Below are 19305 nucleotides of genomic sequence, written 5' to 3'. Positions count from 1 at the left end.
TTCGTTTGATCATTAATTGGTCCCTACTTTCCAAATAACTGTGGTAAATAATCATTCAAATGGACAGAAATATAGCGTTGTTTTCTGCGATAACTGAGATCCTTCTTAGGAAATTGAATAACCTTCAAGAAATAAAGACACAATTTTCGAATGGCGTTTAGATTGAAGGCTGCTCGCTTGTCTAAGGTCTGGTTGTGGTCTTCTCGGTAAACAACATCTAGTAACCAGTGCATGCTTTCTACTGACCAATGTCCTCTGACACAAGAGGCAAATGTTTCAACATCCTTTTTAAAACTGATAATAAAGTAGCGAACTTCCACTGTCAGAACACCATCCCTGTCAATAGTATTCTTAGTCATACCAATACCACTCAGTTTCTGCCAATGAGGATGCCTGTCTGACAACCATTTCACATCGTAAGAGACCCAGTATTCTCGAATTTCAATTTGACTCCGAGCTTTCTCCACCGTTTGGTAGTGTTGCCTCTTCTTCATCAGTCTTTCAAGCAATTGGACATCACTAAAATAGAGGGAGATGTCCTCAAATAAAGTCCCCTGATTCCCTTTGACCGCAAGGCAGTAGTTCCCCTTACCTTTGATAATCTCATCTACAATTTCTGTCTGAGTCCCCATAGCGTCAATCGTGACAATCCCTTTTCGAATATCAATCATCCTTAGAAGGCGGGGAATCGCCGTGATCTCATTACTCTTTTCATCAACGCAAACCTGCCCTATACTAATCTGATGAGAGCCATCATAAGCCGTTACGATGTGATTAGGCTGTTGGTGCTTATTGCCGTTTCCTCGCATGGTTTTACCATCAATAGCTATTAATCACTCTACGGATAGACAATCGGCAGATTGTTCAAACTCAACTTTTAGGTCGCTCAAAAATTGTGGATTAACCATACTCATAACTCGCTCTAGGGTGTCATGAGATGGACAGCCAACACTTAAATCCACATAGTCTCCTAAAAGTCCCTCATTCATTTCAATAAAATCTTCCATCTCCTTCCAGGTTTCAATACCAGCCAGTTGGCAAACGAAGACTAGAAATAGGATAGTGGATAAAGGGTAACGAATTTTCCAGCACTGACGTCCATCTAATTCATCACTATGCGCATCAATAGAAACAATAAAATCAATCATACTAGTCACCTCTATCTATAGTGTACTACTTTGATTGATTTTGTCATTATGATTTTCGATTTCTGAAAACGAAATTTTCTTCATGCGTTTGGCGTGACACTTATGGGTGACTCACAATCATTTCCATCTCTCCGCTAAAAGTCCATTCACTACAATCACTGGTCAAAATAAAATGACTACCTTTTTTTAATTCGTGTTCTTGATCATCAACTCTTATTTTCCCTTGTCCCTCCAGGACGGAAACCAAGTAATAATCTGCTGATTTTTTCATCTCCAATTCGCCATGAATAGACCATTTATAGACTGTAAAGAATTCGTTGCTGACATAGGTTGTTAAAGTAGCAGCTGCTAATTCCAGGGTATCTGGATGACTATTGGCAACTGGACCAATGCTCATTACATCAACAGATTGCTCAATATGGAGATCCCGCAAATTTCCTGCATCATCTTTTCTGTCAAAATCATAGACGCGGTAGGTGGTGTCACTGGATTGCTGGGTTTCCAAAATCATAATCCCCTTACCAATGGCATGCATGGTGCCACTAGGAACATAGAAAAAGTCCCCAGACTTGACGGGCACATGGGTCAGAAGTTCCTCCCAATTCCCCTCCTCAATCATCTGACGCAACTGCTCTTTGGACTCTGCTTTATGCCCGTAAATGATTTCAGCACCTTGTTCCGCCGCAATGATATACCAGCATTCTGTCTTCCCAAGTTCACCTTCGTGCTTAAGACCATAAGCATCATCTGGGTGAACCTGAACACTGAGCCAGTCATCCGCATCTAATATTTTGGTTAAAAGAGGAAAAACCGACTCTTTGCGATTGCCAAAGAGTTGTCGTTCTTGAGCATAGAGCTGATCCAAGGGCATACCTGCATAGGGGCCATTTTCAGCCACCGACACACCATTGGGATGGGCAGAAATTGCCCAATATTCACCCGTTGTCTGACTTGGAATTTCATAACCAAATACGCTATGGAGACGATCCCCCCCCCAGATTTTTTCTTGCATCACAGATTGTAAAAATAGTGGTTGTGCCATATTGTGCTCCTTTTTGACTTACTTAGGGTTATCATATCAAAAATTTCTTTTATTTTCTAGATAAAAAAGAGGACGGAGCTAAAAGTTTTTCATTGGCTTTTGGGACTTACTCGCCCTTGTCTGCCACCAAACAAACTTTCTAGAGAGAAAAAAAAGAGCAAGAACAGCCTCTAAATATAGAAGCGGGTCTTACTCATTTTTATTTGCGAATGGAATTTTTATCCAAAGGATTTCTCTTATTGCGAAATTTGTTTCGCCAAAGCAAAGTTTCCAAGGGTTGCAGAACCATTTTCCGCTACCGCTGGAGTCACGATGTAATCCGCCAAATCTGGAACAGGAACATAGCCATTCATCAAAGTTTCAAAGGTCTCATGAACGCGTTTGACCATGTGCTCTTGTGCCATCACACCGCCACCAAAAACGATGACTTGTGGACGATAAAGAAGGGTCGCCTGAATAGCCGCTTGAGCGATATAATAAGCCTGAACATCCCACACTTCAGAATCAGCTTCGATCAACTCTCCACGGATACCAGTCCTAGCTTCGAGTGATGGACCCGAAGCCAGTCCTTCCAAACAACCCTTGTGAAAAGGACAAACTCCTGTAAAGCCATGCTCGATATCATAGGGATGCAAGGCAACATAGGTATGCCCCGCTTCTGTATGACCAGTTCCTCCGACAAATTCACCACGCTGGATAGCCCCAGCACCGATACCAGTACCAATAGTGTAGTAAACCAAACTATCTACACCTTCACGGACCATTGCTTCCCCAAAAGCTGAGCTATTGACATCTGTCGTGAAATAGAATGGGATATTAAATTCTTGGGCAATTTGCCCTAACAAGTCCACATTGGACCAATTTGGCTTAGGTGTTGATGTAATGTAACCATAAGTAGGCGAATCCAAATCAATATCAATAGGACCAAAAGAACCAATGGCAATCCCTGTCAAGTCCTGCTCAAACTTTTTGAAAAAAGCAACCGTTTCTTCAATGGTCTCAGCTGGCGTATTTGTTGGAAATTGAACTTTTTCAATCACTTCAAAGTCTTCGTTGCCAACTGCACAGATAAACTTTGTTCCGCCAGCTTCTAAGCTACCGTATAATTTTGTCATATTGGACCTCTCTTTAGTCAATTATTTATTCCATTATAGCATAGACTAAAAGAGAAGAAAAAGGCAAATTGCCTCTTTCTTCTCTTTTTTTTCAATTATTTTACAACTTTAAGAAAATCAGCACCATGTGCAATCATTCCTTGAGCCAAGGCATCAACAGTTGTGAAGTCACCTGTGTTGGTTAGGATCACCATAGTCGTGTCATCCAAACCTGCTTCAGCAATTTTGACTGCATCAAATCTAGCAAGCGGTGTACCAGCTGTTACCTTGTCGCCTGCGACAACCAATTTTTCAAAACCGTTACCGTTCATCGTTACTGTATCAATACCGATGTGAATTAACAATTCGGCACCAGATGCTGTTTTCAAGCCATAAGCATGACCTGTTTCAAATGCAATGGTAACTTCTGCATCTGCAGGGGCATAAACAGTTCCTTCAGATGGTTTGATGGCAAGACCTTTCCCCATTGCTCCAGATGAGAAGACTGGATCGTTGACAGCTTCAAGAGCAACAACCTCACCTGAAAGTGGGGATAGAAGAACTTCTTCTGCTACTTCAACCAACGGAGTTGTTCTCTTTTCTTTTGAATCAGCATAAGCAGTAGCAGCTGCGCCCACAATAGTGGTTTTTGCCAATGTACGGGTAAGTTCATCATCTTCCTTTGTTGTCACCTCATCTTCAAAACCAAACATATAGGTAAGAGCAAAACCAAGTGCGAAGGATACGCCAACCATAAGGATATATTGAATCAATTGACCATTACCTGCGTAAAGAGTCAAACCAGGAATAATGGTCACACCCATACCTGTACCAGCAAGACCGAGGATGGATGCAAAGGCACCACCGATAGCACCAGCAATCAATGAAAGGACAAATGGTTTACGGAAGCGCAAGTTGACACCGAAGATAGCTGGCTCAGTAATACCCAAGAAAGCTGAAAGGGCAGCTGGGAAAGCAAGAGCTTTTAATTTAGGATTCTTCGTTTTCACACCAACGGCAACCGTTGCTGCACCTTGTGCCGTCATCGCAGCAGTGATAATGGCGTTGAATGGGTTAGCACCAGTGTTGGCAACCAATTGTGCTTCAAGGAAGTTGAAGATATGATGAACACCTGATACGACGATAACTTGGTGAACACCACCGATAAGAAGTCCACCCAAACCAAATGGTAAGTGTAAGATAGCTTGTGTCCCTGCCAAGATATACTCTTCAACAACGTGGAAAACTGGACCAATGACAAAGAGACCAAGGATAGACATTACGAAAAGTGTTACAAATGGTGTTACCAAGAGGTCAAGGACTTCGGGAACCACTTTACGGACAGCTTTCTCGAAGTGTGCACCAATCAAACCAATGATAAAGGCTGGTAAAACTGAACCTTGCAAGCCCACAACAGGGATGAAACCAAAGAAAATAGTTGGATTAACATCCGCTCCAGAAGCTACTGCCCACGCATTTGGCAATTGACCAGCAATCAGCATCATACCGAGAACGATACCGATGGTTTGGTTTCCTCCAAAGACACGGAAGGTTGACCATACTACCAAAGCTGGCAAGACGATAAAGGCTGTATCAGTTAAGATTTGTGAATAAACAAGAAGATCCCCTGGCAACTCATAGCCAACCGCAGCCAGAAGACCACGAAGACCCATAAAGAGACCAGTTGCTACAATCGCAGGAATGATTGGAACAAAGACATCACCGAATGTACGGATAGCGCGTTGGAAGAAGTTTCCTTGTTTCGCAGCCTCAGCCTTCATTTCAGCTTTAGTAGAAGTTGGCAAACCAAGTGCTACCACTTCATCATAAATTTTGTTAACAGTACCAGTACCAAAAATAATTTGGTATTGACCAGAGTTGAAGAAAGCACCCTGTACTTTTTCAATATCTTCAACAGTTTCCTTATCGATAATTGATTCATCTTTTACCATGACACGAAGGCGAGTCGCACAGTGAGCTACGCTATTGACATTCTCAACTCCACCAAGGGCATCGATGACTTTCTTTGCAATTTCAGTATTCGTCATTTGCAAAATCTCCTTAAATATTTTTCTTTGAAAGTGTTTTCAGTACTTTCTATGTTTTCATTATATCATTTTTTATTTTTATGTCAAACGTTTTGCAGAATTTTTTATTTTTTATGGTAAACCATTGATTTTTCAAACGAAAACGTTTACTATATATAGTGAGAATACTATGAACGGGAGAACCTTATGCCAATCGCTCAAGAAATACGTTACCGGGCTTATGCTGACTGGACCGACGAGGAAATCAAGCAAATCAAGGAAAATGTAGCCAAATCCCCATGGCATACTACTTATCATATTGAGCCCAAAACCGGTCTCTTAAATGACCCAAATGGATTTTCCTACTTCAATGGGAAATTCAGTCTCTTTTATCAAAATTGGCCTTTTGGCCCCGGTCACGGTTTGAAGCAATGGGTGCATACAGAATCTGAGGATCTAGTCCATTTCACCGAAACTGAGACTCGTTTGCTTCCAGACCATGCTCACGATAGCCACGGAGCCTACTCTGGATCTGCCTACGAAGTCGACGGCAAACTTTTTTTATTCTACACAGGCAATGTCCGAGATGAAAACTGGGTCCGCGATCCCTTGCAAATTGGTGCTTGGATGGACAAAGACGGTAAAATTGAAAAATTCGACCAAGTCCTTATTCAGCAACCAAAAGATGTTACAGAACATTTCCGTGACCCACAAATCTTTGATTATGAAGGACAATTCTACGCCATTGTTGGGGCCCAATCTCTTGATAAAAAAGGCTTTATCAAACTTTATAAAGCCGTCGATAACGATGTGAAGAACTGGGTCTTGGTAGGAGATTTGGAATTTGGCGGAACCGGTTCAGAGTATATGATCGAATGTCCTAACTTAGTTTTTGTAAATAATCGACCAGTTCTCTTATATAGCCCACAAGGTTTGGACAAATCCGAGTTAAACTATGGTAACATTTATCCCAATACTTATAAAATCTGTCAATCGTTTGACACAGAAAAACCTGAATTAGTCTCCCCTTCAGAAATCCTCAACCTCGATTATGGATTTGAAGCCTATGCCACGCAAGGGTTTAATGCTCCAGATGGACGCAGCCTGATTGTCAGCTGGATTGGTCTTCCAGATGTGGAATATCCAACCGATGACTTTGATTACCAAGGTGCTATGAGCTTGGTTAAAGAATTGTCTATCAAAGATGGAAAGCTTTATCAATATCCTGTTGAAGCTATCACTTCTCTTCGCTCTAGCCAAGAAGCATTTGCTGATAAAGACGCAACCAACAATACCTATGAATTAGACTTGCATTTCCCTGCAAATCAAGTTAGCCAACTTCTACTATTTGCCGATCAGAAAGGCAATGGATTAAAGTTAACCATTGATACCAATGTCGGCAAGGTTCGCTTGGATCGCAGTAAAGCTGGGCTACCCTTTGCTACCGACTTTGGCACAATCCGTGAATGCTCAATCGATGCCAAAGAGACGACCGCTCGGATTTTTGTTGATAAATCCGTCGTGGAAATTTTTATTAATAAAGGAGAAAAAGTATTTACCAGCCGCATCTTCCCTGAAGAAGGACAAAGTGGTATCCATGTTCTTACTGGACAAGTGGATGGTCAGTACTTTGAGTTAAACTAATATGGTAGCGAAATTAACAGACGTCGCAGAATTAGCTGGAGTCAGCCCAACAACTGTTTCCCGAGTCATCAATAAAAAAGGCTACCTTTCCCAAAAGACAATTGACAAGGTAGAGTCGGCTATGCGTCAGTTAGCTTACAAGCCCAACAATCTAGCACGTAGTCTACAAGGAAAATCAGCCAAACTAATCGGCCTTATTTTCCCTAATATTTCAAATATTTTCTATGCAGAGTTGATTGAACATCTGGAAATTGAACTGTTTGAACGTGGTTACAAAACCATTATTTGCAACAGTGAAAGCAATCCTATCAAGGAAAGAGAATACTTGGAGATGCTCTCTGCCAACCAAGTGGATGGTATCATCTCCTCCAGTCACAACCTAGGTATTGATGACTATGAAAAAGTAGAAGCTCCTATTATTGCCTTTGACCGAAACTTAGCCCCAAATATTCCAATTATTTCTTCAGATAACTTTGAGGGAGGAAAATTGGCTGCTTCCACCCTACAAAAACATGGCTGCAAAAATATCATTATGATTACTGGTAAGGATGATTCTGACTCTCCGACTGGTTTGCGTCAATTGGGCTTCTCCTACCAGATGAAGAACTTTCCTTCCCAAGTTGTCCGTGTTCCAAACAATCTGTCTATCATGCGTCGCGAAATGGAAATCAAATCCATCATCTCCAATTACCAGCCCGATGGAATTTTTGTATCCGATGATTTAACAGCTATTTTGACCATCAAAACAGCCAACCAACTTGGTTTTCAAATTCCTGAAGACATCAAGATTATCGGTTATGATGGTACAACCTTTGTGGAGAATTACTATCCCCAACTGACAACCATTAAACAACCTCTAAAAGAAATTGCCAGTCTTACAGTTGAGGTCTTACTTAAAAAAATAGAGGGTGAAAAGACGCAAAAAGACTATATCTTGCCCATCGCCCTTCTCTCAGGAAATAGTATTTAAAAAGGATCAAAACGGTCACTTGAACAAAACATATAAAAAAAGGCTCTTTGTCAACTGTAGTGGGTTGCTGAAAAGTCATAACCTGGAGAGGACCAACTTGGTTCTCTTCTTTTTGATGTTCAAAGCGATGAGAATTCTTAATTTAAAGTTGTCAAAGTTCCGGAAACCAAAGGCATTACGCTTAATGACTTTGATGAGGTTGTTAGTAGCGTCTAGTTTGGCGTTTGAATAGGGGAGTTCTAATGCGTTAATGATCTTGTCCTTATCCTTCAAAAAGGTTTTAAAAATAGTTTGAAAGATGGGATTTACGCTGGGAAGCAGCTCCTCAATGAGGTCAAAGAAATGTTCAGCTTGCTTCTTTTGAAAATGAAAAAGCAATAGTTGGTAAAGTTCATAGTGTTCTCGAAGTTCCTGCGAGTAAGAAAGTAGTTTTTTAAGAATCTCTTTGTTGGTTAAATGCATCCGAAAAGTAGGGCGATAAAAGCGTTTATCGCTGAGTTTACGGCTATCCTGTTGAATGAGTTTCCAGTAGCTTTTTAGCGCCTTGTATTCATGAGATTTTCTGTCAAACTGCTTCATGATTTGGATGCGCAGATGGTTCATGGCCCGACTCATATGTTGGACGATATGAAAGCGATCGAGGACAATTTTAGCGTTTGGAAATAATTTTTTAGCGATATCGTAGTAAGGACTAAACATGTCCATAGTGATGACTTTGACTCGGTTTCTCACCTGTCTGGAATAGCGGAGGAAGTGATTGCGAATGGTCGTTTGTGTTCGTCCATCTAGAATAGCTAAGATAGTAAGCGAGTCAAAATCTTGTGCGATGAAGCTCATTTTGCCCTTCTTGAAACTATATTCATCCCAGCTCATGTGAGCTGGGAGCCAAGTTAGGTCAGTCTTGAATTGGAACTCCTTGAGTTTGCGAATGACTGTTGAAGTGGATACGGCCAAGCATTCAGCGATGTCTGTCATAGAAGCTTTCTCAATCAGCTTTTGAGCAATCTTCTGGCTAACAATAGCTGGTATTTGATGATTCTTCTTGACCAGAGTAGTTTCTGCGACAGCTATTTTTCCGCAATCCTGACAACGAAAACGACGTTTCCTTAAACGAATTAAGGTCTTATATCCAGCACATTCCAGATAGGGGATTTTAGATTCTTTTTGGAGGTCATATTTAGCCATCTGACCATGACAGTTGTGGCATTTAGGAGCCGGATAGTCAAGTTTAGCGATGACTTCTTTATGAGTTCCAGCGTCCACATAATCTGAAATGGTGATATTAGGGTCTTTTATTCCAAGTAAGTTTGTGATAAAATCAAATTGTTCCATATGAGTCTTTCTAAAATGATGGTTTTGTCGCTTTTCATTATAGGTCATATGGGACTTTTTGTATACACTCAAAAAGGCTCCATAACCTCCATAGTGGTCTTACCCACTACAGAAATTATAGAGCCTAAAAAAACTTCTAAAGCCAAATCCATCTATTGGTCGCCTTAGAAGTTTTTATTGTTTTTGAAAAGATTGCTTTCTAACCATATCCAAACGAATAGAGAACGTTCGAACTAAAATAGATTAAAAACATATTAAACTTGGAAATAAAAGGAAATACATTCCTCTTAATTGGAGTATGACCTGCCGATAGTAACAACCAATCAAGATTCATTCATATGACTCTATTTTTTCCAAGCGATAGAGTTTTGACGTAAAATCCCTAGTTCCTGCGTCAAAATCCTCGGTCGAAAGTGGTAAACCTGCATGCATGAGTGAGGCTCCTGAATAGACTTTATCGCCATCTAGACGATAAAAAGTATCCCTTTCCAATCCTCTTAGATAGAGGCGATAGTTGCCCTCATTCACGCGCAAGAGTCCTCGGTAAACACCGACAAAGACTTCTTTTTGATCTTGCGAAACCACCTGCCAGGCAGTATAGTTTCCCTCGAAAGGACTAAGCAATCGACTAAACGTTCCATATTGGAAACTTGTACGAGCTTCTTTATAAAAGGCAATTTGCTCTTTGACCTCTTCCAACTCTTTCTCAGTCAACTCGGATAAATCTAGTTCATAGCCAAATGCTCCAAAATAAGCAACATTCGCCCGCGTGGATAGGGGCGTTATACGGTGCACTTGCTGGTTAGGGACCTCTGAAATATGGCTTCCCATAGCAGACAAGGGGTAGACCATCGAAGTTCCATATTGGATAGCAATACGCTCAAAAGCATCCGTGTCATCACTGGTCCAGGTTTGTGGTGCATAATGAAGCATACCTGGATCAAAACGCGCACCCCCACTGGAACAGGATTCAAAAAGAATATGCGGAAATTCTGTCGTCAATTGTTCATACAAACGGTAGACATTAAGGATATAGCGGTGGAATATTTCCCCTTGATGCTGACTTGCTTGTGTCAGGCTGAAGACCTCTGTCATATAGCGGTTCATGTCCCACTTGATATAGTCAATGTCCTGTTCACTCAATAAACGGCGCAATTGTTGGTAGATATTTTGATAGACTTCTTCTCTTGAAAAATCAAGGGTAAACTGGTGTCTGCCATGCGATTGACTACGCCTTGGATGATGGAAAATCCAATCCGGATGCTTTCGGTACAAATCGCTATCCTTATTGACCATCTCTGGTTCTATCCATAAACCAAAGCGCATGCCCATAGCATGAACTTTCTCAATAATGCCTGTCAGACCTTGGGGTAATTTTTCCCGATTGACAGTCCAATCTCCCAGACCTGCTCGGTCATGATTTCGCTTACCAAACCAGCCATCATCCATGACAAAGAGTTCCACTCCGACATCTGCCGCCTTACTAGCCAGCGTCAAGATTCGTTCTTCATCAAAATCAAAGGTCATAGCCTCCCAGTTATTAAGTAAAATAGGTCGCTCCTTATCCCGCCACATCCCTCTAGCCAAGCGTTTTTGATAGAGAGAATGATAGGTTTGGCTCATCTGATTCAGACCAGCGTCACTATAAACCATCACCACTTCTGGTGTTTGGAAGCTGTCTCCTTTTTCTAAAGTCCATTCAAAGCGCTCTGGATGAATCCCCATGCTGACTCGTGTCTGATGATAAGGGGATACATCCACTTGAGCTAGAAAATTCCCACTGTAAACCAGAGAAAATCCTAAAACCTCGCCCTGGTGTTCATCTGCACCTGGACGCTTCAAAGCAATAAAAGGATTGTGCTCTGCACTACTAGCACCCTTCAAACTATAAACAGACTGAACGCCTTGGTGTAAGCGACTGGTTTCTACATGACGCTCCCTACTCCAGGCACCATCCAAATGAAGCCATTCATAGTCCATATCCGGCAAATCAAGATTCATGGATAAAGCACGTGTCACAACAAGAGATTGGTTCCCCTCTTGCTCAAAACGCGCACTCCGTGTCACAACAGAACGCTCCTCATAAATGGTATAAAGCAAATACAAGCGCGTCTCTGTCACTCGATCGAGCAAGGTGATTTCAAGCGAAGTCGCTTCATCCTCAGCCTCTACATAGGTTGCAGGCAAGCCATTCAAGCTTTCCTTGCCAGAAAAAATCCTGAACGAATCAAAGGTAAAATGAGACAGACAACTTCCATCCTGCTGTTTAATCATAAAAGCTGGCTGGGCAAAATCCCCCGTACCATAACAGGCATATTCCTGTCTGGTGTGTTGAAGTGAGAAGGTCATATCATCCTCAAAAACATACGAGGTAAGCGGACGACTACCCATTTCCAGTAAGTAGTTATAGGATTCTTTTGGATTGACACGTTTTCCGAAATAAAGATTCCCGATATGCCCGTTGGGCAAGACGCACAAGACATAACTCAAGTGCTGATTAAAGAGATGAAACTCTCTTGTCTCTTCCTTAAAAATAATTCCCATACTAACCTCCTATAACTTGCCACCTGATGTTGCAATTCCTTGAACAAATTGTTTTTGGAATAGAATATAAATGACCACCATTGGCCAAATGGCCAGAACACTTGCAGCCATCAGTTGTGGATAATTGACCGCATAAGCCCCCTGAATTTTAGACAAGGCACTGGAAAGGGTTGCCGCATCTGCTTCGGAATTGACAACCAGGGGCCAAAGCAAATCCTTAAAGGCAAAGAGAGCTGTGAAAATCCCTAGGGCAATCAAACCTGATTTAGCCAAAGGCAACATGACTTTGAAAAATGTTTGCCCGATGTTACAGCCATCCAATTCTGCAGCTTCCTCTAATTCTTTTGGCAAACCTGCAAAAAATTGTCGTAGCAAAAAGGTTCCAAAAGCAGAGACCAAACCTGGAAAGACCAAGGCAAAAATTGAATTGCGCATCCCCATGTCATTGATCATCAAATATTGAGGAATAACGAATAACTGAGGCGGTACCATCATTTGAAATAGGACTAAGCCAAACAAGAAATTTTTCCCTGGAAACCGTAAGCGAGCAAAAGCATAGGCCGCCATGGCACTGAATAGAACAGAGCTGACAATCCGCCACAGCATCATCATAATGGTATTAAAGTACAAAAGGACAAAGTTGTTGGAACGAATCACCTCTGTATAATTTTTTACCTGCCACTGATTTGGAAAAATATGGAAAGGATTCATTTGTGTGGACTCTGTTACCGTCTTGAATGAGGTTAAGACCATCCAGATAAAGGGAATAATCATTCCCAATGCCACTAGAACGAGGAAAATATGGATTCCTATACCCGCTAAAAATCTTTTTTCTTTCATCTTCTTCTCCTCTAATTGTAGTGAACCCATTTCTTCTGGATTTTCATTTGAGCAGCTGTAATCACTAAAATCATCAGCAACAGTAACATGATAATGGTAGATCCATAGCCCTTGTCTGAGTATTTGAAGGAATTGTTATAGAAAAGATAAACCAGAGAGACTGTTTTTTGATAAGCAGGACTGGTGACCCCCTCCATCATATAAATCGCATCAAAAACTTGCATGGCTTGGATTACACTAGTCACCACTACAAAGAAAAGTGTTGGCGATACCATGGGCAAGGTAATGGAGAAAAACTGCTTGATCGAACTAGCCCCATCGATTTTCGCTGCTTCATAATAATCCGTCGGGATTTCTTGCAAGCCTGCCAAAATCAGAATCATCGAATAGCCTACCGTACTCCAAATCCCAATAGCTGCAATCGAAAAAATCGCAACATTGGGGTCTTCAATCCAATTAATTTTTCCAATTCCAAATTGACCTAAAAAATGATTGATGAGACCAAAGTCTGTATTGTAGAGCCACTTCCACACCATAGTAACCGCAGCCGGTGCAGCAACCATGGGCAAAAAATAAATGGTTCGATAGAGGTGTTTGCCTTTTATATTAGAATTCAACAAAACAGCCAATAGTATAGCTAACACAACCGTTGTAGGGACAACCAGAAGAGTATATTTCAGAGTATTCCAAGTCGCTTGCCAAACTTGCTCATCAGCAAACATTTTTTGATAATTGCTTAGACCGACAAAAATATCGCCTTTCCCAAAGTCGCTGCTACGATAAAAGCTCATCTTAAGGGTTTGGAAAATAGGAATGATATTCAAGACTAGGAGACCAATAATAGTAGGCGCTACCATTCCTAGACCCCACATAGCCTCATTTCTTTTCTTTTTCTCGTGCATACGGCCCTCCTTTAGTAGCAAAACAGGAGGAGTTTTTCTCTCCTCCTGTGTCATCCTAGTAGCTATTTTTCTGTAGTTAATTCTTCATTCATCATCTTAGCAGTTTTTGCTGCTGCATCTGAAACTTTTTCATCGCCCAAGTAAGCTGGTTTCAAGAGTTCATAAGCCTTGTCTTCCCATTTAGAAGTGGCATCTGAATACGGACGAATTTGAGCATAATCAACCATATCAATGAAATTCTTAATTGCAAAATTCTTGTTGGAATTTACCCAAGTGTCTGCAGTGCCTTCATAAGCTGAAATAGCAACACCGAGCTCTGCTTGCATTTCTTGACCTTCTTTGGAACTTAAGAACTCAACCCATTTCCAAGCTTCGTCAGGATGTTTGGTATTGGCTGAAATAGCATTCCCTAAACCGTTAAAGATCGTAGATTGTTTCTTGCCTTTTGGCAAAACTGCCACATCAAAGTGCTCACGAATGTAGTCGTTTTCTGAGAAAGATGCCAAGTTCCATGAACCAAATAAAGCCATCGCCACTTGCCCATTTTGCAGGGTTTCAACCCGTTTCTTATCTTCAGTTACTTTTGGAGACAGGCCTTCACGCACAAAGCTAGTGTAGTAATCCAAAGCTTCTACCGTTTTTGGATCATCATAGCCAGATTTTTTATCATCCGTGATGATTGTTCCCTCGTTTTGATAGACAAAGTTGTAATAACCTTCTTGGTTGATTAAGGGTGCAAGGAAACCATATTGACTGCCATCAGCCTTGGTCAATTTCTTAGCTGCATCCTTTAATTTAGCCCAATCCCAACTAGCATCTGGATAAGCTAAGCCAGCCTCATCAAACATAGTCTTGTTATACCAGAGACCAATCGTATCATAGTCTTTTGGTACTGCATATTGTTTGCCGTTGATATTATAAATACTGGTCAAGCCTTGAGGGAATTTGCTTAAATCAACATCTTTACTCTTGTCTAGATAGCTTCCTAAATCCAGTAACATCTCATTAGAACCATACCGATAGATTTCATTAGAGTGCATCCAGAAAGTATCCGGTAGTGATCCACCAGTAGCTCCAGCCTCTAGCATGGTCCAATAAGCATCCCAGGAAACAACCTGAATATCGATCTTAATATTCGGATTAGCTTCTTCAAATTTGTCTGCCATTTTACGAATGCCAGGCTCTTGCCCAGAATCCCAGATTGCGTAGGAAATTTTTGTTTCTCCAGACGAACTTCCTGAATCTGAAGTTTTACTAGTTCCTGAACTACAAGCAGCTAAGGCTACCAGAGAAGCTGCCATACCAACTGTTACACCCATCTTTTTCATGAACATAAGAATGACTCCTTTTTTGTTTCGATTAAGACCCTCTACCCTTTGTAGGAGTCCTTGTTTAATAACCTCAGTATAGCAAGATAACGCTTACATTTGAATGTTTGTTTTTGACTTGTCTTATATTATTTTGTGACAGTAAGTAGGTTTTATCATATAAAATGTCATATATCCATATATTTATGATAAAATAGTAAGTGCTTACAAAAAATTTTTTAAAAGGGAAGAAAGATGGCACCTAAAGTAGAATTTTACCTATTTGATAACCAATCCTATATTGACTTTTTCCCTCTCCAATTTGGACGAGAAGAGTGCTCGCCTTTGCATTCCTTCGGTCCAGCAGCCAGAAAACATTACTTATTTCATTTCATCACAGCTGGAAAGGGAACCTTCTACATTTCCGGAAAAGATAAGGCCTACCAACTATCCCAAGGCCAAGGATTTCTCATTTGTCCAGATTTGATTTGTAGTTATGAAGCAGATGAAAAAGACCCTTGGACGTATATGTGGATTGAATTTGACGGACTAAAGACCGAACATTTTCTTCGAACTGCCGGACTCAGCAAAACACAACCAATCTTTACCCAGACTGCTCCAGCCATGGAAAACCCTGTCTTTGAAGAAATGAATACCTTGATACAACATCATAACAAACGCAGCTCCTTTATTATCTCTCACCTTTATTTGTTTATCAATGCTCTTATCGAAACCTCTGCAACAAAACACCATATCGAGCACAACGATATAAAGGAACTCTATATTCGAGAAGCTGTCAATTTTATTGAACGCCATTACCAAGATCTCATTAGTGTGGATGATATGGCCAACCACTGCAATCTCAATAAACACTATTTTAGCCGACTCTTCAAAAAGGAGCTGAGCGTCTCTCCCCAACAATTTCTTATCCAATACCGTCTCAGTAAATCTTGTGAACTGCTTCGAAGTACCAACTTGCATTTACATGAAATAGCCAGAGAGGTCGGATATTCTAATCAATTCAATTACTCTATCGCCTTCAAACGCCAATACGAGCAATCCCCAAAATCTTGGAGAAATGAGCATAAAAAACAAGAGAAAAGCACCTAGAAAATTTCTAAGTGCTTTTCTCTTGTTTTTCTTTTATGTTTTTTAATCCAACAACTTCTGCAATTCTTGAGCCAATAATTGCTGGGCTACTTGTGGATTAGCCTGCCCCTTAGTGGCTTTCATAAGGAAACCAGTAAAGGCCTTGTCAGCATTCCGCTTGCCTGATTTGAAGTCTGCTACAGCTGCTTCATTGTCCGCAAAGACCTGATGGATAATTGGAATCAACACATCTGGATCCGAAATCTGAACCAATCCTGCTTTTTCAACGTATTCACGGGCTGAACCCCCATTTTTCGCCAAATGGACAAAGACTTTTTTGGCAATCTTAGAAGAGATGGTTCCATCTTCGATAATGGCAATCATTTCGACCAAATTTTCTGGTGTCAAATTGATTTCTTCAATCGTTTGACTTTCCGCATTGAGGAACTGAGCCACTTCACCTTGAAGCCAGTTAGAAACTTGCTTGGCATCCCCACCGATTGCAACAGCTTTTTCAAAGAAATCAGAAAGAGCTTTTGTAGTTGTCAATTGGTTGGCATCGTAAGCTGACAAACCAAGTTCCCCAATATAACGGGCACGACGCTCCGCTGGAAAGGCCGGCAATTCTGCACGCACTTCTTCAATCCAAGCGTCGTCAATCTCATAGAGTGGAAGATCTGGCTCTGGGAAGTAACGGTAGTCAGCCGCCCCTTCTTTCACCCGCATGAGAATGGTTGCCTTATTGGCCTCATCGTAACGACGGGTTTCTTGGCGAATAATACCACCTGAACGCAGAATTTTAGCCTGACGCTCCACTTCATACTCAAGCCCTTTACGAACATTGGAGAAGGAATTAAGGTTTTTCAATTCTGTCTTGGTCCCAAATTTTTCCTGACCAAAAGGACGAAGAGAAATGTTGGCATCGACCCGCATAGAGCCCTCTTCCATCTTGACATCGGAGATTCCTGTGTACTGGATAATTTCTTTCAAAGCAGTCAAGTAAGCATAGGCTTCTTCTGGTGAGCGCATGTCTGCTTCCGATACAATCTCAATCAATGGCACTCCCTGACGGTTAAGGTCAACATAGGAATAACCATCTGTACCATGGGTGTTTTTCCCCGCATCCTCTTCCAAGTGAGCACGCTCGATCCGAATACGTTTGGTCGAGCCATCTTCCAAGGTCACATCGATCCAACCATCATGCCCAATGGGCTCATCAAACTGGGAAATTTGATAGGCCTTGGGATTGTCAGGGTAGAAATAGTTCTTGCGGTCAAAGTGCATATTCTGGTGAATCTCCATATTGAGAGCCAGAGCAGCCTTGATTCCCGCATCAACAACCCCCTTGTTGATAACCGGAAGGACACCCGGGAAAGACCAGTCGATGATATTGGTACTTGCATTCTGATCTTGGCCAAAATGTGCAGCCGATGGGGAGAAGATTTTGGAATTGGTATTGAGCTCAACGTGGACTTCAATCCCGATAATCGTTTCAAAGTTCATTAGGCTTTCCCTCCAAAAATAAGTGGTTGTTGGTTATGATAGTCCGTTGTCGCTTCAAAAGCCGCAGCGGCTTGGTAAATTTCTCTTTCCGAGTATTTTGGACCAATCAATTGGAGACCAACTGGTAGGCCTTGGGCAAAGCCAGCAGGAATCGAAATCCCTGGTAAACCTGCCAAGTTCACAGGAATGGTCAGCAAGTCCGCCAAGTACATGGCAACTGGGTCATGGTTGAGCGAATCCAAATCAAAAGCAACACTTGGCGCAGTAGGACCTAAAATCAGGTCATAGTCTGCAAAGACTTTCTCAAAATCTTGAATAATGAGGGTCCGAACTTGACCAGCTTTCTTGAAGTAAGCATCGTAGTATCCAGATGACAAACTGAAAGTTCCCAGCATGATACGGCGTTTCACTTCTTCACCAAAGCCTTCACTACGCGTGTTCACGTAGATATCATCCAAGTTGTTGAAGTTTTCAGTACGGTAGCCATAGCGAATACCGTCAAAACGTTGTAAGTTAGAAGACGCTTCAGACGATGCGATAATGTAGTAAACAGCTACTCCATACTTGCTGTGTGGAAGACTGACTTCCTCAACGGTCGCACCTAGTTTCTCAAAGTGCTTAGCGGCATTAATAATCGTTTCCTTGACTTCAGGGTCAATCCCCTCACCCAAGTATTCCTTAGGAAGAGCAATCTTCATGCCCTTGATGTCTTGACCAATTTTGCTAGTAAAATCAGCAATACGCACAGGTGCTGAAGTTGCATCTTTGCTATCCTCAGATACAATAACATTGAGGAGCTGGGCATTTTCCTTAACCGTTGCAGAGAATGGTCCGATTTGGTCCAAAGAGCTACCGAAAGCAATGAGACCAAAACGAGAAACCGTTCCGTAAGTTGGCTTGAGACCAACGATACCGTTAAAAGCAGCTGGTTGGCGGATAGAACCACCTGTATCTGAACCCAAGCTCAAACGAACCTGACCAGAAGCTACTGCTGCAGCAGAACCACTGGATGAACCACCTGGAACTTTGGATTGGTCCCAGGCATTCTTGGTCGGTCCGAAGTGGGAAGTTTCACCCGAACCACCCATGGCAAATTCGTCCATGTTGGTCTTACCGATGACAATCATGTCTTTACCATATAAGTTTTGCACCGCAGTCGCATCAAAGATCGGCTCATAATTGTAGAGCATTTTTGAGGCAGCTGTTGTCAAAATCCCTTTGGTTGAAATATTATCTTTGACAGCCAGTGGAATACCAGACAGAACATTGTCCGCATCCACCCCTTTTTCATCCAGGGCACGCGCTTGAGCCAGCGCAGCTTCTTCCGAAATAGTGATAAAAGAGCCGACTGCTTCTTCACGAGACTTGACATCTTCAAGAGTCGCCTTGGTCAACTCCGTCACCGAAATTTCTTTCTTAACCAGAAGGTCGTGCAACTGGTCGATGGTCTTGTTGTTAAATGACATTAGGCATCTCCTCCATCTTCCAAGATTGCTGGCACCTTGATATAGTAGTTTTCAGATTGCGGTACATTTTTAAATAATAGATCGCGGTCCGTACCTTCTTCAGCCACATCCGGACGCACCACCGTTTTGCGGTCTGCCATGGTTGTCGTAATGGGCACTCCAGTCGTATCTACTTCATTCAAGAGTTCCACCATGTTCACGATTTTTGACAAAGTTGTCGCAAAACTGGCTGTTTCTTCATCCGAAAATGCTAACTTGGATAACTTAGCCACATGCCGGACTTCTTCTTCAGAAATTTTCATTGCATTTCTCCTCATAAAATCTACATAATTCTATCTATTATACCATACTTGTCTACAATTTTTTAGCCATAAAATACTATTCAAACGGGCAAAAA

The 19305-nt window shown here is 41.6% G+C and carries 14 protein-coding genes and 1 pseudogene; 3 read left to right on the top strand and 12 right to left on the bottom strand.

Features of this window, described 5'->3' with window-relative positions; all coding sequences use genetic code 11:
• Positions 1–23: 23 nt before the first annotated feature.
• The 4 genes and pseudogenes from BN1356_RS02995 to BN1356_RS02980 all read right to left on the bottom strand — a co-directional run bounded on the left by BN1356_RS02995 (position 24) and on the right by BN1356_RS02980 (position 5332).
• Positions 24–1148, bottom strand: a pseudogene (locus tag BN1356_RS02995) (ISAs1 family transposase).
• Positions 1149–1248: 100 nt separating this feature from the next.
• Positions 1249–2190 (bottom strand): mannose-6-phosphate isomerase, class I, encoded by a 942-nt coding sequence (gene manA, locus BN1356_RS02990; protein ID WP_093649932.1) that lies wholly within the window; start codon positions 2188–2190, stop codon positions 1249–1251.
• Positions 2191–2426: 236 nt separating this feature from the next.
• Entirely contained in the window at positions 2427–3305 is an 879-nt protein-coding gene (scrK, locus tag BN1356_RS02985) for a fructokinase ScrK (RefSeq protein WP_093649931.1), read from the bottom strand.
• Positions 3306–3400: 95 nt separating this feature from the next.
• The gene (locus BN1356_RS02980) at positions 3401–5332 is read right to left on the bottom strand and encodes a PTS sucrose transporter subunit IIABC (protein ID WP_093649930.1); all 1932 of its coding nucleotides are present in this window, start codon (positions 5330–5332) and stop codon (positions 3401–3403) included.
• A gap of 186 nt (positions 5333–5518) precedes the next feature.
• Between BN1356_RS02980 and BN1356_RS02975 the strand changes: the two genes are divergently transcribed.
• Positions 5519–6955 (top strand): sucrose-6-phosphate hydrolase, encoded by a 1437-nt coding sequence (locus BN1356_RS02975; protein ID WP_093649929.1) that lies wholly within the window; start codon positions 5519–5521, stop codon positions 6953–6955.
• 1 nt (position 6956) lies between these two features.
• The gene (locus BN1356_RS02970) at positions 6957–7925 is read left to right on the top strand and encodes a LacI family DNA-binding transcriptional regulator (protein WP_093649928.1); all 969 of its coding nucleotides are present in this window, start codon (positions 6957–6959) and stop codon (positions 7923–7925) included.
• Between the two features lie 75 nt (positions 7926–8000).
• Here BN1356_RS02970 and BN1356_RS02965 read toward each other — a convergent pair whose 3' ends face one another.
• From BN1356_RS02965 to BN1356_RS02945, 5 genes are all read right to left on the bottom strand, one after another.
• On the bottom strand, positions 8001–9257 hold the full coding sequence (locus BN1356_RS02965) for an ISL3 family transposase (protein WP_176694215.1): 1257 nt from the start codon (positions 9255–9257) through the stop codon (positions 8001–8003).
• 330 nt (positions 9258–9587) lie between these two features.
• Positions 9588–11801: an alpha-galactosidase gene (locus tag BN1356_RS02960; protein WP_093649926.1), complete on the bottom strand. Its 2214-nt coding sequence runs from the start codon at positions 11799–11801 to the stop codon at positions 9588–9590.
• Positions 11802–11810: 9 nt separating this feature from the next.
• Positions 11811–12641: a carbohydrate ABC transporter permease gene (locus BN1356_RS02955; RefSeq protein WP_093649925.1), complete on the bottom strand. Its 831-nt coding sequence runs from the start codon at positions 12639–12641 to the stop codon at positions 11811–11813.
• A gap of 11 nt (positions 12642–12652) precedes the next feature.
• Positions 12653–13543 (bottom strand): carbohydrate ABC transporter permease, encoded by an 891-nt coding sequence (locus BN1356_RS02950; protein ID WP_093649924.1) that lies wholly within the window; start codon positions 13541–13543, stop codon positions 12653–12655.
• Between the two features lie 62 nt (positions 13544–13605).
• The gene (locus tag BN1356_RS02945; RefSeq protein ID WP_093650046.1) at positions 13606–14871 is read right to left on the bottom strand and encodes an ABC transporter substrate-binding protein; all 1266 of its coding nucleotides are present in this window, start codon (positions 14869–14871) and stop codon (positions 13606–13608) included.
• 234 nt (positions 14872–15105) lie between these two features.
• Between BN1356_RS02945 and BN1356_RS02940 the strand changes: the two genes are divergently transcribed.
• The gene (locus tag BN1356_RS02940; RefSeq protein ID WP_093649923.1) at positions 15106–15960 is read left to right on the top strand and encodes an AraC family transcriptional regulator; all 855 of its coding nucleotides are present in this window, start codon (positions 15106–15108) and stop codon (positions 15958–15960) included.
• Positions 15961–16002: 42 nt separating this feature from the next.
• On the opposite strand, the gene gatB is transcribed toward BN1356_RS02940, so the two are convergent.
• Genes gatB through gatC form a run of 3 tightly spaced genes read right to left on the bottom strand, consistent with a single transcriptional unit; the run spans position 16003 to position 19210 of the window.
• Positions 16003–17442 carry an Asp-tRNA(Asn)/Glu-tRNA(Gln) amidotransferase subunit GatB gene (gene gatB, locus BN1356_RS02935; RefSeq protein ID WP_093649922.1) on the bottom strand — a complete coding sequence of 480 codons (1440 nt, stop codon included), beginning with the start codon at positions 17440–17442 and terminating at the stop codon, positions 16003–16005.
• Positions 17442–18908 carry an Asp-tRNA(Asn)/Glu-tRNA(Gln) amidotransferase subunit GatA gene (gatA, locus tag BN1356_RS02930; protein WP_093649921.1) on the bottom strand — a complete coding sequence of 489 codons (1467 nt, stop codon included), beginning with the start codon at positions 18906–18908 and terminating at the stop codon, positions 17442–17444. The genes gatB and gatA overlap by 1 nt, the downstream gene beginning before the upstream one ends.
• Entirely contained in the window at positions 18908–19210 is a 303-nt protein-coding gene (gatC, locus tag BN1356_RS02925; RefSeq protein WP_093649920.1) for an Asp-tRNA(Asn)/Glu-tRNA(Gln) amidotransferase subunit GatC, read from the bottom strand. Before gatC ends, gatA begins: the two co-directional genes overlap by 1 nt.
• Positions 19211–19305: the final 95 nt, after the last annotated feature.

Origin of the sequence: Streptococcus varani (assembly GCF_001375655.1) — a bacterium.
GTDB lineage: Bacteria > Bacillota > Bacilli > Lactobacillales > Streptococcaceae > Streptococcus > Streptococcus varani.
Note: the sequence above shows the minus strand (reverse complement) of the source record. Positions and strands in the feature narration are given on the sequence as shown.

Coding starts and splice junctions, on each gene's coding strand:
- BN1356_RS02950 (WP_093649924.1), bottom strand. CDS start 13,543: ATGCACGAGAAAAAGAAAAGAAATGAGGCTATGTGGGGTCTAGGAATG.
- manA (WP_093649932.1), bottom strand. CDS start 2,190: ATGGCACAACCACTATTTTTACAATCTGTGATGCAAGAAAAAATCTGG.
- BN1356_RS02955 (WP_093649925.1), bottom strand. CDS start 12,641: ATGAAAGAAAAAAGATTTTTAGCGGGTATAGGAATCCATATTTTCCTC.
- BN1356_RS02940 (WP_093649923.1), top strand. CDS start 15,106: ATGGCACCTAAAGTAGAATTTTACCTATTTGATAACCAATCCTATATT.
- BN1356_RS02975 (WP_093649929.1), top strand. CDS start 5,519: ATGCCAATCGCTCAAGAAATACGTTACCGGGCTTATGCTGACTGGACC.
- gatB (WP_093649922.1), bottom strand. CDS start 17,442: ATGAACTTTGAAACGATTATCGGGATTGAAGTCCACGTTGAGCTCAAT.
- scrK (WP_093649931.1), bottom strand. CDS start 3,305: ATGACAAAATTATACGGTAGCTTAGAAGCTGGCGGAACAAAGTTTATC.
- gatA (WP_093649921.1), bottom strand. CDS start 18,908: ATGTCATTTAACAACAAGACCATCGACCAGTTGCACGACCTTCTGGTT.
- BN1356_RS02960 (WP_093649926.1), bottom strand. CDS start 11,801: ATGGGAATTATTTTTAAGGAAGAGACAAGAGAGTTTCATCTCTTTAAT.
- BN1356_RS02970 (WP_093649928.1), top strand. CDS start 6,957: ATGGTAGCGAAATTAACAGACGTCGCAGAATTAGCTGGAGTCAGCCCA.
- gatC (WP_093649920.1), bottom strand. CDS start 19,210: ATGAAAATTTCTGAAGAAGAAGTCCGGCATGTGGCTAAGTTATCCAAG.
- BN1356_RS02945 (WP_093650046.1), bottom strand. CDS start 14,871: ATGAAAAAGATGGGTGTAACAGTTGGTATGGCAGCTTCTCTGGTAGCC.
- BN1356_RS02965 (WP_176694215.1), bottom strand. CDS start 9,257: ATGGAACAATTTGATTTTATCACAAACTTACTTGGAATAAAAGACCCT.
- BN1356_RS02980 (WP_093649930.1), bottom strand. CDS start 5,332: ATGACGAATACTGAAATTGCAAAGAAAGTCATCGATGCCCTTGGTGGA.